The sequence below is a fragment of the Micromonospora lupini str. Lupac 08 genome (genome assembly GCF_000297395.2).
Lineage (GTDB): Bacteria > Actinomycetota > Actinomycetes > Mycobacteriales > Micromonosporaceae > Micromonospora > Micromonospora lupini.
On the sequence record NZ_HF570108.1, the window covers coordinates 483,312 to 496,605 of the forward strand.

A 13,294-nucleotide genomic window follows, 5' to 3' on the forward strand; every position below is an offset into this window, starting at 1 on the left:
CGAGGCATCTGCCGTTACAGTTCGTCGATGCACCAGAGTGAGCTTGTCGATGCGCTGGGTGAGCTTCCGGCGCTGCGGGTCGAGCCCGACGGCCCCGCCCTGGTCGTCACGGTGCCGGCCATCGGTGAGAGCCTGCGCCTCTACGCCGAGGCGGTGGCGTGGCTGAAGCGCGGAGCACTGCCCCAGGGGGCTCCGCTGCTGCAGATCGTGGTGCATCACCATGGCCAGGAGCTGCGGATGATCCTGCTGAACGACGACGTCGTGTGGCAACCGGCCGACGCCGACTCGCTGCTGGACGCGCCGATCCCCGTACGCATCACGGACGCGCCGGAACTCGTGGCGTACACCGAGATGGAACGGGAGTCCGCCGCGGCGCTGCGTGCCCTCGACGGGCCGGCGGTGAACCTGGACGCTCTCGCCGCGACGCTGCTGCTGCATCGGTGCGTGATGGTCGCCGCCATGCGACTCGGCCTCCGGCCGCTTCGTGCCGTGCGGCGGTGGCATGAGCTCTGGTGTGCGGTGGGCGAGTTGCTGCCCGGCTCGTTCTGGCCCGACCCGGACTGGGACCGGCTCCTGGTGCAGGCCGGGGTGCCGCTGGCCCCGTACGAGGAGGCCCGGGCCCGGGACCGGCCCGCCGGGATCGAGGCGCTGACGCCGGCGGACCTGCGGGCGACGGAACCGAAGCTGACGATCGACCGGGCCGACGACTCGACAGTCGCCGCCTGGCGGCAGTGGATGAAGCTGACGCCACGCCAGTTCTGCGAGGTGTTGACGGCGGAGCTGCCCGAGGCGCGGGTCGAGGTCTCGCTCTATGCCGACGGCGGAGGAGCCGTCTCACTGCGCATCGCATCGAGCGGAGTGCTGCGGGCCCTGCTGGAGCTGCGTCTCTCCTTCCCGCGCAGGATGACGTATCTCGACGAGATTCGCATCGCCGACGAGGCGACCGACACCGGGCTCTTCCAACGCCTCATGTCCAACGTGGAGAACCTCAGTCGCTCGCTGGGACTGAGGGGCATCAAGGTCTATGCCACAGGTGACGGCAGCGTCGCGTTCGCCCGTGCCGGCTTCGACTGGGATCGTGGCGCACCCGAGTGAGCTGACTCAGCGCTGTTGTGCCCGGTCTGCCAGCGTCCGTCGCAACTGGGCCGTGGCGTCCGGGCCGATGGCCTCCTGGGTCGCCCCGAGCAGTCGGGCGCACAGCCCCCGGGCGCTGTCCAACCCGGCGCGGGCCTGCACCACCTCGCCTCGCAGAGTCCCGCGCTCGTCGTCCGCGACGGCACGGATGTCGGCCACCTCCCGCCGCCGCGCGCTGCGTACCTCGTCCGCGACCACCAGGACGAAGTCCGTCCGGTTGCGGTCGATTGCGGTGACACTCGAACCGGCCGGGGTGGCGGCCACCGCGCGGGTGAGGGCCTCGGCGGGCAGGAAGAACAGCGTGGTGGTGGAGAACCGACTCAGGGCGGCCTGTTGCTGCCAGCGGGTGAGCAGCCCCGACTTGGCGTCGAGGAACGGCGCCATCGCGAACGCGAAGTCCACGTCGACGGTGGCGAGCAGGGCGCGCGAGGCGTCGAGGCCGCTCCTGAGTTGGTTGATCAGCGCGGACTGCCGGCGTAGCAGCGCGGCGAACTCCGTCTGGTCGTCCGCCCTTGGCTCGGTGGTGGCGATCATGGTGTCGGCCAGGCTCAGGAGACGGTCGCCGTTGAGGCACAGCTCCTGCAGCGTGAGGACCACGTCGAGCAGATGGGCGCCGACCTTCGCGTCCTTCGCAACCGTCCGCCGGTCCAGCAGTCTGGTGACGTACGAGCTGACGACCTGAATCAGGCTGGACAGCAGTTCACCCACTGCGCCGCCCCCTCCGAAGTGGTGTGAGCGCGAGTGTAATCGCCAGGTCACAGCGGTTGGCCGCGGACGTCTCCGCCTACGGGTGATCGGCCGGCACGAGCGACTCGGCGAGCCGGGCGTAGCTGTCGCCGCCGTGGCCCGCCGCGACGGCCCGGTCGATGATCGATTGGACGGCCCGCAGCGGTCCGGTCTCGATGCCGCGTGCCGCGGCGGCGTCGACGACGTGGGTGACCGCCGAGCCCGCCGACGCGATGCTGGAGATGTCGGCGGCGAAGGTTCCGGACGTGAGTTGCTCGGCGAACCGGTCGGCCATGTCGGGCAACAGGTCACCGATTCCTCTGGCGAAACGGGCGAACGCGGCCGGCGGGATGCCCTCGGCGCGGGCCAGGGCGAAGGCGTGCGCGAGTCCGCCGACGGACATGGTGAACAGGTCGAGCAAGGCCATTTCGTACGCTGCTGCCGTGCCGGCGTCCGCGCCGAGGTGGACGCTGGAGCCGCCGAAGCTCTCCAGCGCGGGAAGGCTGTCGTCGAAGAGATCCCGCGGACCGCTGTAGAGGATCGTGGCGGCCGGTGTCCCGATGGTCGGCGCGGGCGTCAGGATGGCGCCGTCCAGGTAGTCGACGCCCCGCTGCGCGGCCCAGGTCGCCAGGTCCCGCGCCTCGGTGGCGTGCCCGCTGCTGAGGTTGACGAAGGGTCCTCTCGGCGGGCTTCCGAGGCTCGACAGGACGGCGCGAGCCGCCTGGTAGTTGATGACGCAGGCGATGACGACCGATGCCCGGCGTGCCGCGTCGGCCACCGTGGGAGCGAGCACCGCCCCGGCTGCCACGAGCGCGGTCGCCCGGCCGGGTGTGCGGTTCCAGACCACTGTGGGGTGACCGGCGGCGAGTGACGCGGCGGCCAGCGCCCGGCCCATCGGGCCGAGCCCCAGGACGGCGACGGTGGGGGACGTGTTGTCCTCATGATTGCGGTGAGTCACAGCGACGACGCTAAACCTTGCCGTTGACGTGAAGGTCAAGCGCTGATCTGCTCTCGATGTGCGGATCAGTGAACTGGCACGGCAGGCCGGCACCACCCCACGCGCCCTGCGCTACTACGAGGAGCAGGGCCTGTTGCGACCGGCCCGTCTCGCGAGCGGGTACCGCCACTACGAGCCGCAGGCGCTGGGCACCGTGCGGCACATCCAACTGCTGCTGTCCGCGGGCTTGAACACCGCCGCGATCGCCGAGATCCTTCCCTGCATCCCCGACGACGTGACCGTGTTGGCCCCCACCTGCCCCGAACTCCTCGACGCTCTGGCGGTGGAGCGCAACCGGATCACGACGTCCATCGACCGGCTCGCCGCCGCTCGTGCCGTCCTGGACCGCCTCATTCAGGCGGGCTCCGCCCGCGACCAGCCCTGAGCACCGTCCGGCCTGCGTAGGGGCGGTTCAGCTCGCGGCGACGTGCGCAGCAGGCGAAGCGCGGCGCAGCCGCCACCACGCGCCGCCGACCAGGGCCACGGTGACGACGCTTACCGCGATGTCGCCGGCCCGGGCCGCCGCCGGGCTCGCCGGGGAGTACGGCGGCACCAGGTACGCGAACGCGGCGGCGCTGACCACGCTCGCCGAGCCGGCGGCGAGCAAGTGCCGCTGCCCCCAACCGTCGCGCGACGACAGGTACGCGATCAACCCTCCGACAGCGGCGGCGAGGGCCAGCGCGATCGCCACCCCCGCCCAGCCGGGCGTCAGGTCGGTGCCGAAGCGGGCGAGGATGATCAGCAGAGCCGCCCAGAGTGGGTGCGGCGCCCGACGGGCGCGCCGGGTCCGTCCGGCGCTCGACGGATCGGTGGGGCGCGGCCGCGGGTGTCGCCAGCGGGGCAGCAGGGCGACGCCGACGAGGACGAGGATCACCGTGCCGGCGAAGGCGAGCTGGAGCGGGCTGGCCAGGAAGTTCTTCCGACCCTCGGGGGAGGTGAAGACCAGCAGACTGCCGAGCAGGTAGACCACGGCGACCACCGCCAAGCCGGGCCGCCCCAGCCACGGCCGAAGCCGCCGCCTCTCCCCGAGGAACGACTCGACGAAGACGATCGGCGCACAGACGGTCAGCAGGATGTGGTTGCCCACGTAGTCGAACGCCTGCCGGAGGCTGAACCCGAGCCCCGGCACCAGCGACGCCTCGGCGGCGGCCCGGGTGTCGGCGTACTGCGTGTCGTCGAGGTAGCCGGGGTTGAACAGCGACTGGTCCACCAGGCCGGCCTGGAGCACACCGAACGCGGCGGCGAGCAGCACGATCGTCGGCCAGCCCGCGCCGAGGCGTCGGGCGGTCTCCCGGATCAGGATCGCCGCTCCGCCGTACATCGGAGCGAGGCCGATCACCACCGGGAGGAAGCCGTCGATGGCGAAGCCACCCCACGAGCACTCGGCCGCCCACGGCGCGATCAGCAGCAACGCCAGCACCGGCAGGAGTCGCCGGCGCAGGGGCAGACGGTCAGGGGTGGCAGGGCGTTCAACGGTGGCGGGATCGGGTCCGGTCGGCATGGGGGCTCCTCGGCGGCGTCGCGGGGGGTCACCGGTCACCGTGCGCGGGCCATCCGGCCACCCGATACGGCCATCGGCCGACGAGGCGTACGACCAAAGTCGTTGCGTAGGGTGGTGGCGACGTCGTCACCCGGGGAGCACGCAGATGCAGTCACACGCCACGGCCGACCTCACGGTCCCACCCGCCGCCGCCGAGAGCCCACTGCTCAGCTACCGCGACGAGGCGACCGGCGAACGCGTCGACCTGACCGCACAGCAGGTGGGCGTCTGGGCGGCGCGCAGCGCGAGCCTCCTGCGGGACGGCTGCGGTCTCGGCCCCGGCAGCCGCGTAGCGGTCCTGCTGCCGCCGCACTGGCGTACCGCAGCGGTGTTGATGGGCGCCTGGGCCTGCGGCCTGGCGGTGTCGTTCCGGCCGCGCGCCACGGCGGGCCTGGCGGTGCTGGAGCCCGGCGGCGACCGGCCGTTCGACGCGGTCTTCGTCACTCCCGAGCGGCAGGACGACTGGCTGGAGGACGTGCCGGACGCCCCGCACCGCTACCTCGTCGGCACCGGGCCGGGGCGGCTGGCCGACGTGCCGCTGGGCTGGCTGGACTGGTCCGCCGAGGTGCTCCGCCACTCCGACGTGACGCCCGACCACACGGCCATCCACCCGTCGGATCCCGCGACCGCGGACGGCACGACCTACGGTCAGTGGGGTGCGCTCGCGCGGGAGTTCGCGACGATGCTTGACCTGCGCGCCGGTGACCGGCTGCTCGTCGACGCCGCCGAGACCGAACAGCCGCTGAAGTGGTTGCTCGCACCGCTGTCGGCGGGCGCGTCAGTGGTCATCACTGCCAACCTCGACCCGGCGCGACGGGACGCGATCATCGCCGCCGAGCGGGTGACCCGGGTCCTCTGAGCCAGGTGCCGCTCCGGGGCCGAGCAGCGCACGCGCCGCGCCCCGCGCCACGTCGTGAGGTTTCCGGCTACCGGCGTGCGCCCGGCCCGGGATCGGATGATCCCGGGCCGGGTCCGATGCCGATTCAGCCGAACGCGGCGGCCAACGTGCCGACCTCGTAGGAGCCGCCCTTCTGGTGCAGGATCACGGCGAGCCGGTTGGCCGCATTGATCAGGGCGACCAGCGCGACAAGCGCGGCGACCTGGTCGTCGTCGTAGTGCTTGCGCACCTGAGCCCAGGTCTCGTCGGACACGCCCTGGTAGGCGTCGGCGAGCCGGGTGCCCTCCTCGGCGAGCGCGAGCGCGGCCTGCTCGGCCTCCGTGAAAACGGTGGACTCGCGCCAGGCGGCGACCAGGCTGAGTCGAACCGCACTCTCGCCGGCCGCCACGGCCTCCTTGGCGTGCGTGTCGATGCACCAGCCGCAGCCGTTGATCTGGCTCGCGCGCAGCGACACCAGCTCCTGCGTGGACTTCGGCAGCGGCGACTGCTGCAGCACCATGCCGACGTTCGCGAACCGCTTGAAGAACTTCATGGCGAACTCGTTCTCGAACATGTTGAACCGGGCGTCCATGGTTCCGTCCTTAGCTGTGGTGTTCGATCGGACGAACATGAGATGCCGGCGAGCACAGCCCTGTGACGGTCGGGCAGGGTGACGACCGCCACGGGCCGGAAGGTGTCACAGAACGGCCGGCTCCGGCATCTGGTGGGTGACGCAGTCGACAGCGAACAGGAGTTCACCGTGGTGGACATGCCGCAGACCGCAGCCGACGACCGGCCGGACCGGGCCACCAAGGCTTTCCTCGCCCACCGCAACCTGCTCTTCACCGTCGCGTACGAGATGCTCGGCTCGGCCGCCGACGCGGAGGACGTACTCCAGGACACCTGGCTGCGGTGGGCGGGCGTCGACCTGGACGCAGTCCACGACCAGCGCGCCTACCTGGTCCGCATCACCACCCGCCAGGCGCTCACGCGGCTGCGGACGCTCGGTCGCCGCAAGGAGTCCTACGTCGGATCGTGGCTGCCCGAGCCGCTGCTCACCGCGCCCGACGTGGCCGAGGACGTCGCGCTGGCCGACAGCGTCTCGATGGCCGTGCTGCTGGTGCTGGAGACGCTCGCGCCGACCGAACGGGCGGTGTTCGTGCTGCGCGAGGTGTTCGACCTCGAGTACGACGAGATCGCCGAAGCCGTCGACAAGAGCCCCGCTGCCGTCCGCCAGATCGCGCACCGTGCCCGGGCACACGTCTCGGCCCGCAGGCCCCGTCAGGTCGTCTCCCCGGCGGAGGCCCGGCGCGCGCTCGACGCGTTCCAGCGGGCGGTCGACATGGGCGATCTGCAGGGCCTGCTCGACATCCTCGCGCCGGATGTGGTGTTTCTCGGCGACGGTGGCGGGATCAAGCAGGCCGTCCCGCGGCCCATCCTCGGTGCCGACAAGGTTGCCCGCGCGCTGGCCTCTGGTTGGGGCAAGGTCGCGGGCAGCACGTCGTGGCGGCCGGCGCAGGTCAACGGCTACCCGGCGCTGATCGTCCACCTCGACGGCGAGCTGGACACCGTCGTGGCCGTGCGCATCGAGGGCGGCCTCATCACGGGGATCTACGCCGTCCGCAATCCGGAGAAGCTGTCCCACATGCAGCGGGAGAACGTCCTGAGCCGCTGACGTCGGGCCGTAACAGCGCGCCTCGCGCCCCTGCCGTTACATCCCGCATCAGGGCCGTACGCAGGTCTTTTGCCGGTGTCGTCGACGTGGTCTCATACCGGAAGACGACGTCATCGACAGCGCACCGCTCCCTCACCGAAAGGTGCACCGATGCCCAGGAGACCTATCTTCCGACTGGCGGTCCTCACCGCCACCGCCGCCACGTTCCTGGCCTCCGGCGGCGCCTCCGGGGCGCTCGCCACGGCCGCCCCCGCGACCGCCTCCCCGGGTGTCGCGGCGTGCGACCCGGGCACCGCGGCGCGGGTCGCCGAGGGCGCCACCGCGCAGGAACCGGCGCTGTACTCCAAGAACGAGGCAAACGCCTATGGGGTGATCAAGGACGCGCCGCGCCTGCCCAACGGCAGCGTCACCATCCCGACGGTCTTCCACATGGTGTCCGACCACCCGCTCACCGCCGCCGAGACGACCAGGTGGAACACCCTGATCGCGGCCCAGATGACGGTGCTCAACGACTCGTACGCGGGCCGTACGGCAGCCGACGCCTCGGACACCCCGTTCCGGTTCTCGCTCGTCGACACCACGTTCACGGTGAACAGCGCCTGGTACACGGTCGAGCCGGGCAAGAACGAGCGGGACATGAAGAAGGCGCTCTACACCGGCGACTCCCGCACCCTGAACGTGTACGCGGCCAACATCGGCGGCGGCCTGCTCGGCTGGGCGTACTTCCCGAAGGGCTACAACAACGGCCGCGACTACATCGACGGCGTGGTGATGCTCGACGAGTCCATGCCGGGCGGCACGGCCGGCAAGTACGCCCTCGGTGACACGCTGACGCACGAGGTGGGGCACTGGCTGATGCTGGAGCACACCTTCGCGCACGGCTGCTCCGCGTCCGGCGACTTCGTCGCGGACACCCCGCGCGAGGCGGCCCCGCAGTTCGACTGCCCGGTGGGCGCCGACACCTGCACCGCACCCGGGCTGGACCCGATCCACAACTTCATGGACTACACGCAGGACTCCTGCATGGACATGTTCACCGCGGGTCAGGCGGACCGGATGAGCGACGCCTGGGTGGCGTTCCGCGCCGGCGGCGCCGGCTGACGCAGGGCGTGTCGGGGGCTGGCGGGCTGTGCCCCGCCAGCCCCTTTCCGTTCCTCCTCACCGCCGGTGCAGTCGGGGCGAGCAGGGCGCGGTGTGGTCGGCGGGCAGGGCACACCGGCCGCCGCCGGGCAGTCGCCGGTCGCAGAAGACCCAGTGGCGTACGCCCTGCTGGTCCTCGGCCGACACGGTCACCCCGCCCGGCTCGACGCGGGCGCTGAGCCGGGCCAGCACGCGGGCGGCGGTCCGGGCGAGGATCCGGGCCCGGAGCAGGTCGGGTGCCGTGACCGGCAGGTGGATCACCCAACGCTCGGTCATCGGTAACGGTGGTTCGCCGACTGGACGCTCTGCCAGGGTTTCTGGCCCGCTGCTGCCATCGGTGGTTCCTCCTCTCGTCGGCTCACCAGCCGGCGGATCAGGTCGCGCACGGGGGACCGCCCTTCGTCGGGTCGCGTCGAAGTGGAAGGGGCGGCCTCCGCCGGTTGCGGTCGGCGGAGACCGCCCCACCCTGCGACCGCAGCCTCGATCGGCGGTACGGCAGCAGGGCCGCGCCGGGGGAGCGCGGAGGGTGGGGTCTCGGCGGCGATGCGAGACCGGTACGAGAGGCGCCAACCGACCGCAGCAGCACCGCATCACCGAGAGCGACGCTACCGATACCTGTCACCTCTGTCAACGCTCTCTTATCTATCGAATCTGGCTCGCGCTTCCTACCTGCTTCTCCTGCGTCAGTTATTGCCGCTCTTTCACCTGTTGCTCGATACTGGGAGGGCCAACCGACTGCAAGGGGCCTCCACGTGCCGATTCCGCCGACCATGAGTGAGTTGATCGACGATCTGCTGAGGCGGATCGAGGTGGGTGAGTTCCAGCGCGGGTCAAAGATCCCGTCCACCCAGCAGTTGTCTGACCACTACGACGTGTCGGTCTCCACGATCCATCGGGCGGTGGCGACGTTGCGGGAGCAGGGTGTGCTGGTCGGCCGCCCGGGTCGGGGCGTCTTTGTTGCTGAGTCCGCTCGGGGCTGAACAGCCCGTGGTTGCCAAATGGGGAAGCGCCTCAAGGCGGGCCCTGAACGGGCCGCACGCGCCGCCGCCTGGGCGCGCGTCCGACGCTCCGCTGTCGCTCCACGCCGGTCACGCAAGGCGCCCGCCGGCTGGCGCGGAAAGCGGGGAGCCCGGGGCCCGCCGACGGTAGCGGCGAAGGTGGTTGGAGTTCGTGGGCCGGCAGCCGGCCGGGGGCGCGGCGGCCGTGGCACTGCCGCGCCGTGGGGCAAGTCTCCGCCGGCCGGGGTGGGGAGGCGGCGCGAAGGATCGCGAAGGATGCGGGCCCGACCTCAAGGGTGCTTCGCATCGCTGCGCGACGGCCCTGTGGGCCGCCCTTGACCTCGGAGCCTCTGCGACCCCTCGGGCCGGCGTTGCCGGCAGGCGGGGGCCTGCCCGGGATGCACGCGCCGCCTCCCCACCCCGGCCTCGTCGCGCTTATCGCCCGTCAACTTCGAGTTGACTCAGGCCTTAAGAAACGATCCAACCCTAGACTCTGCTCGCCGAACGCTAATCGCAGTGTGGCTAGCGGAAGGGACGGGCGCTGAATTTGGCGCTCGTCGTCGTGGTTGCCCATTCTAAAGGTTCGCTATGACAGCGCCAGTCAAAATTAACCCTGCGATCGCGACGATTCCGTGAAGGGTGACCCACAGTCCGTATAGAGGGATTCTAATCAAACGAGGGAATGCGGCCGCCTGGTTCGTATAAACCGCAGCTTGCATGGCTTCCAAGTCCAACGCCGCGAAGCGCTCGTTGAGCCGTTGCCGCAATGCCGCCGCCTCGGCGAGGTGGAAGCGAAATCGTTCGTAGTACTTTGCTGAAAGAACGCCGCCGTACGCACCCAGTACCGTCACCGTAATCGCGGCAGGCAGCATCACTGGCTTCAGGCCCTTGCTTGCGATCAAACCGAGGAGGGCTGAGACGACAACGATGATTATGTTGGTTGTTGCGGTCCTTTGATTCTCCGATTGACGTATCTGCTCCCACCGGCTTAGCCACATTTGTAGTATTACGTCCACTTCGTCTGCCACCTTGAAGCTCCTTGCTCTGCGCGCCTCGATCGCCTCCTCGACATCTACACTAGGATGCATGTCGATGGCAAGATCAGGCTCTGAGATCGTACGGTGGGGGACATCTTGATCGGTGACTCTAAGCGTTACCAGGTATTCCTAAGCTCAACCTACCTCGACCTGCGCGAGGAGCGCCAAGCAGTCATCACTGCCTTGCTTCAGTTGGATGCATTTCCTTCTGGAATGGAATTGTTTCCGGCGGCAGACGACGATGCTTGGACTTTGATTAAGCGCGTCATTGATGATTGCGACTACTACCTGTTGGTAATTGGTGGCAAGTATGGGTCGCTGGACCCAGCGGAAGATATTAGCTACACCGAGAAGGAGTTCGACTACGCCCTTAAAGTGGGCAAACCTATCATGGCGTTTCTGCATGGAGACGAGCCTTCAATACCAGTAGGCAAGGCGGAGCTCGACCCGCTCGCTCGCGACAAGCTGTCTAATTTCCGGAGCAAAGTAAGGAATGCGAAGCATGTCAGGTTCTGGACATCACCCGAGTCTCTGGCAGCTCAAGTAACGACCACCTATGTGCGTTTTGCCAAGCTCTACGAAGCCACGGGGTGGGTCCGCGCCGATCAGCAGACGTCAGCGGAGTCTCTCGCCGAGATTGCGGGCCTCCGGAAGCGAATAAGTGAGCTGGAAGCATCGCTCCACGAAGCCGCCACGAGTGCGCCTGCGGGGTCTGAAGAACTCGCGCAAGGTGAAGAGGAATATGGATTTCTGGCCAATGTTACTGCCGAGTATCAACCGGCCAATGGTTTGGCTATCGGGGCCAGAGGTTGGGAACGCATTGAGGTGAGTTGGAACGACCTGCTTCAAGCCGTCGGGCCGAACCTCTTGGACGAGTGCGAACAAGAGCGGCTGCGCTCGGCGCTCGGCAAGGGTCTTGAAAACGACTACTTGTTTGCGCCTGTTGCGCCGCTTTGGGAAGCGCTGCTGAAGGATATTAAGAAAAGGGCGAAAGTGGAGGAGGTTGATCTAAGTCGAGTCACTAATTGGGAGATTGGGGTAGAAGAAGACGATTTTGGCACGATACTCTTGCAATTCCTTGCGCTCGGCCTAATCGCGAAAAGCGAGCGGAAGCGGAGTGTTGCCGACAAGGGCACTTACTGGAAGCTGACGCCTTTCGGAATGAATCGGCTTGTGCACTTGCGCGCAGTGAAGCGGGCGCAGCAACCGTCGGAAATAGTGCGGCAACGAACGTAAGCGGCAGTAGTTGGGTGTGGGTCGTGGGGAGTGGCGTCCCTCGGACGTCCCACTCTGCCTGCGCACGCTCCTCCGCAGACATCTGCTTGCGTGACTTGCGCCGATCCGGGCTGCCCCTAATCGAGCGCTCCATGTGCAGCGAGAAGGCATCGTTAGCGCCGGCAGGTTCTGGATTCGTACGGCAAGCATCGATGATGCGCCCCTGCTCGCCAGGGGTTTGCCGACACCAGTTGGCAGCAGTCGACAACCTGAGACCGCATCCCCCCGGCGGGGTCAACTCTTGCCGGAGGTGCTGGCGGAACGCTGTTGACATCAAAGCCGACAGCAATCGCACCGGACGGCCCACGCCTCACCGGATCACCCGGCCGTCCTCGCAGACGAGGGTGGCGATCAGGCGGGGCTGGCAGCGAAGCGGCGGTCTGTGGTACCGCGCTCAGTACCATCACCGTGGCCGTCCATAGACAAGCTCGTTGAAGCGATGCGGAAGAGCCAGCAGAACATCGCCTATAACGATCTTTACGGGGTGTGCGAGCACTATTTCGGGAAGCCGCGGCAGGCCGGCACCTCCCATGCGGTGTTCAAGATGCCCTGGGCGGGCGATCCACGTGTCAACATCCAGAACGACAAGGGCAAGGCCAAGGCGTACCAGGTACGGCAAGTGCTCAAGGCGATCGACAAGGAGGCCATGTGATGCAGACCGATCCTCACCCTGACGTGTCCCACTACACCTACCGCGTTACGTGGTCGGTCCAGGACCGCGAGTTCGTCGCCACCTGCGCCGAGTTTCCGTCCCTCTCCTGGCTGGCCCCTTCGCAGATCGAGGCTCTGCAAGGGCTCCAGGACCTCCTGCGGGAAGTGATCGCGGACATGGAGGAGCAGGGCGAAGAGGTGCCGCAGCCGTTCGCTGAGCGCAGCTACTCGGGCAAGTTCAACCTCCGCGTCGGCGAGAGCCTGCACCGCGAGCTCGCCATCCACGCCGCCGAGGATGGGATGAGCCTCAACCAGTACGTCCTACGGAAGCTCAGCGCCGCCTGAGCGGTCGGGCAGCCCGTGTTGCGGTAGAAAGCGCAGTTGATCAACTAACTGTTCATCCCCGCTGCGCCCGTTTCTCATCAAGCTCGCCTGGCGAGTTCGCCGACAGCCGGCAGGGTCACTGAACGGTCGCGCCCACCGGCGTGCCACAGCACCTGTAGACCGGAGCGCTGGCATGCCCTCAACCGCACGGTGGCCCCGCCGCGTCGTGATCGCGGTGGCGTTCACAGTCACCCTGCTCGCCATGGCGGTTCCCGCCGGAGCACACCCGTACGGCTATCCGCAGACCGTGACCATCGCGGCGGATGCGACCCGCCCCGAGGTGGTGCGCCTGACGTGGAAGGCGGGCGGCGTCGACGAACTGACCCTGCTCGGCGTCAAACTCGGCCTGCTGCCGCAGGACCGGGTGCTGCTCGACGGCGCGATCTCCTTCCAGGCTTCGGACGCGACGGTGCTCGCCTCGTCCGCGCCGTTCGCGAGCTACCTGCTCACGCAGATGACCGTCAGCAGTGACGGACACGCGTGCGCCGGCACCGTCGACCCATCGAGCGATCTCGCGGGCTCCGGCGTGGACGTCGACTACACCTGTGCGGGGCCGGTCGGCGTGGCCCGCATCGAGGTCCGGATGTTGAGCGATCTCGACCCCGCGTACCAGACGGTGGCGACCGGCCCGCGGGGCCAACGCCAGGTGTACGGCCCCGGCCGGTACGCCCACGACTGGGCGCTCGGCGACGCGCCCGCCGCGAGCGAGGCGACCGTGCCCGACCACGACGGCGCCACCGTCTGGAAGGTCGCCGGGAGCGTCGGCCCCCTGCTGCTCGTCGCGGCCGTTGTCGCGCTGCTGCTGCGACGTCAGGTACGTCGTCGGCGGGTCGCCCACGCCCGACCGTCCTGAGACCGGC

At 68.9% G+C, this 13,294-nt stretch carries 16 protein-coding genes; 10 read left to right on the top strand and 6 right to left on the bottom strand.

Features of this window, described 5'->3' with window-relative positions:
* Positions 1-27 precede the first annotated feature (27 nt).
* The gene (locus MILUP08_RS33600) at positions 28-1,095 is read left to right on the top strand and encodes a hypothetical protein (protein WP_007454771.1); all 1,068 of its coding nucleotides are present in this window, start codon (positions 28-30) and stop codon (positions 1,093-1,095) included.
* A gap of 6 nt (positions 1,096-1,101) precedes the next feature.
* Here the strand turns inward: MILUP08_RS33600 and MILUP08_RS03475 are convergent, their stop codons facing one another.
* Both MILUP08_RS03475 and MILUP08_RS03480 read right to left on the bottom strand, forming a co-directional pair.
* A complete protein-coding gene (locus MILUP08_RS03475; protein ID WP_007454772.1) occupies positions 1,102-1,842 on the bottom strand; it encodes a hypothetical protein in 741 nt (246 codons plus the stop codon).
* Between the two features lie 76 nt (positions 1,843-1,918).
* Positions 1,919-2,818, bottom strand: coding sequence for an NAD(P)-dependent oxidoreductase (locus tag MILUP08_RS03480; protein WP_007454774.1), 900 nt, complete (start codon positions 2,816-2,818; stop codon positions 1,919-1,921).
* A 58-nt stretch (positions 2,819-2,876) separates the two neighbouring features.
* Between MILUP08_RS03480 and MILUP08_RS03485 the strand changes: the two genes are divergently transcribed.
* Complete coding sequence (locus tag MILUP08_RS03485; protein WP_007454775.1) at positions 2,877-3,242, top strand: MerR family transcriptional regulator; 366 nt, start codon at positions 2,877-2,879, stop codon at positions 3,240-3,242.
* A 27-nt stretch (positions 3,243-3,269) separates the two neighbouring features.
* Here the strand turns inward: MILUP08_RS03485 and MILUP08_RS03490 are convergent, their stop codons facing one another.
* On the bottom strand, positions 3,270-4,358 hold the full coding sequence (locus MILUP08_RS03490) for a hypothetical protein (protein WP_007454777.1): 1,089 nt from the start codon (positions 4,356-4,358) through the stop codon (positions 3,270-3,272).
* Positions 4,359-4,503: 145 nt separating this feature from the next.
* Between MILUP08_RS03490 and MILUP08_RS03495 the strand changes: the two genes are divergently transcribed.
* Positions 4,504-5,256 carry a TIGR03089 family protein gene (locus tag MILUP08_RS03495; RefSeq protein ID WP_007454779.1) on the top strand — a complete coding sequence of 251 codons (753 nt, stop codon included), beginning with the start codon at positions 4,504-4,506 and terminating at the stop codon, positions 5,254-5,256.
* A 124-nt stretch (positions 5,257-5,380) separates the two neighbouring features.
* On the opposite strand, the gene MILUP08_RS03500 is transcribed toward MILUP08_RS03495, so the two are convergent.
* A complete protein-coding gene (locus tag MILUP08_RS03500) occupies positions 5,381-5,866 on the bottom strand; it encodes a carboxymuconolactone decarboxylase family protein (protein WP_007454780.1) in 486 nt (161 codons plus the stop codon).
* Between the two features lie 78 nt (positions 5,867-5,944).
* Here MILUP08_RS03500 and MILUP08_RS03505 point away from each other — a divergent pair, with 78 nt between their 5' ends.
* Both MILUP08_RS03505 and MILUP08_RS03510 read left to right on the top strand, forming a co-directional pair.
* Positions 5,945-6,949, top strand: a complete 1,005-nt coding sequence (locus MILUP08_RS03505; RefSeq protein ID WP_007454782.1) for an RNA polymerase sigma-70 factor — start codon at positions 5,945-5,947, stop codon at positions 6,947-6,949.
* Between the two features lie 150 nt (positions 6,950-7,099).
* Positions 7,100-8,050, top strand: coding sequence for a zinc metalloprotease (locus MILUP08_RS03510; RefSeq protein WP_007454784.1), 951 nt, complete (start codon positions 7,100-7,102; stop codon positions 8,048-8,050).
* Between the two features lie 57 nt (positions 8,051-8,107).
* Here MILUP08_RS03510 and MILUP08_RS03515 read toward each other — a convergent pair whose 3' ends face one another.
* A complete protein-coding gene (locus tag MILUP08_RS03515; protein ID WP_007454786.1) occupies positions 8,108-8,365 on the bottom strand; it encodes a hypothetical protein in 258 nt (85 codons plus the stop codon).
* Between the two features lie 476 nt (positions 8,366-8,841).
* On the opposite strand from MILUP08_RS03515, the gene MILUP08_RS03520 reads away from it, so the two are divergent.
* A complete protein-coding gene (locus MILUP08_RS03520; protein ID WP_007454788.1) occupies positions 8,842-9,069 on the top strand; it encodes a winged helix-turn-helix domain-containing protein in 228 nt (75 codons plus the stop codon).
* Positions 9,070-9,662: 593 nt separating this feature from the next.
* On the opposite strand, the gene MILUP08_RS35105 is transcribed toward MILUP08_RS03520, so the two are convergent.
* Positions 9,663-10,115 carry a hypothetical protein gene (locus tag MILUP08_RS35105; protein ID WP_007454791.1) on the bottom strand — a complete coding sequence of 151 codons (453 nt, stop codon included), beginning with the start codon at positions 10,113-10,115 and terminating at the stop codon, positions 9,663-9,665.
* 93 nt (positions 10,116-10,208) lie between these two features.
* On the opposite strand from MILUP08_RS35105, the gene MILUP08_RS34340 reads away from it, so the two are divergent.
* The 4 genes from MILUP08_RS34340 (at position 10,209) to MILUP08_RS03535 (ending at position 13,287) form a co-directional block, all read left to right on the top strand.
* Entirely contained in the window at positions 10,209-11,360 is a 1,152-nt protein-coding gene (locus tag MILUP08_RS34340) for a DUF4062 domain-containing protein (protein ID WP_007454794.1), read from the top strand.
* A gap of 478 nt (positions 11,361-11,838) precedes the next feature.
* Positions 11,839-12,051 (top strand): hypothetical protein, encoded by a 213-nt coding sequence (locus tag MILUP08_RS03525; protein ID WP_007454797.1) that lies wholly within the window; start codon positions 11,839-11,841, stop codon positions 12,049-12,051.
* Positions 12,051-12,395 carry a type II toxin-antitoxin system HicB family antitoxin gene (locus MILUP08_RS03530; protein WP_007454798.1) on the top strand — a complete coding sequence of 115 codons (345 nt, stop codon included), beginning with the start codon at positions 12,051-12,053 and terminating at the stop codon, positions 12,393-12,395. The genes MILUP08_RS03525 and MILUP08_RS03530 overlap by 1 nt, the downstream gene beginning before the upstream one ends.
* A gap of 172 nt (positions 12,396-12,567) precedes the next feature.
* Positions 12,568-13,287, top strand: coding sequence for a hypothetical protein (locus tag MILUP08_RS03535; protein ID WP_007454800.1), 720 nt, complete (start codon positions 12,568-12,570; stop codon positions 13,285-13,287).
* Positions 13,288-13,294: the final 7 nt, after the last annotated feature.

Coding starts and splice junctions, on each gene's coding strand:
- MILUP08_RS03535 (WP_007454800.1), top strand. CDS start 12,568: ATGCCCTCAACCGCACGGTGGCCCCGCCGCGTCGTGATCGCGGTGGCG.
- MILUP08_RS03495 (WP_007454779.1), top strand. CDS start 4,504: ATGCAGTCACACGCCACGGCCGACCTCACGGTCCCACCCGCCGCCGCC.
- MILUP08_RS03525 (WP_007454797.1), top strand. CDS start 11,839: ATGCGGAAGAGCCAGCAGAACATCGCCTATAACGATCTTTACGGGGTG.
- MILUP08_RS03490 (WP_007454777.1), bottom strand. CDS start 4,358: ATGCCGACCGGACCCGATCCCGCCACCGTTGAACGCCCTGCCACCCCT.
- MILUP08_RS03530 (WP_007454798.1), top strand. CDS start 12,051: ATGCAGACCGATCCTCACCCTGACGTGTCCCACTACACCTACCGCGTT.
- MILUP08_RS03500 (WP_007454780.1), bottom strand. CDS start 5,866: ATGGACGCCCGGTTCAACATGTTCGAGAACGAGTTCGCCATGAAGTTC.
- MILUP08_RS33600 (WP_007454771.1), top strand. CDS start 28: ATGCACCAGAGTGAGCTTGTCGATGCGCTGGGTGAGCTTCCGGCGCTG.
- MILUP08_RS03515 (WP_007454786.1), bottom strand. CDS start 8,365: ATGACCGAGCGTTGGGTGATCCACCTGCCGGTCACGGCACCCGACCTG.
- MILUP08_RS03510 (WP_007454784.1), top strand. CDS start 7,100: ATGCCCAGGAGACCTATCTTCCGACTGGCGGTCCTCACCGCCACCGCC.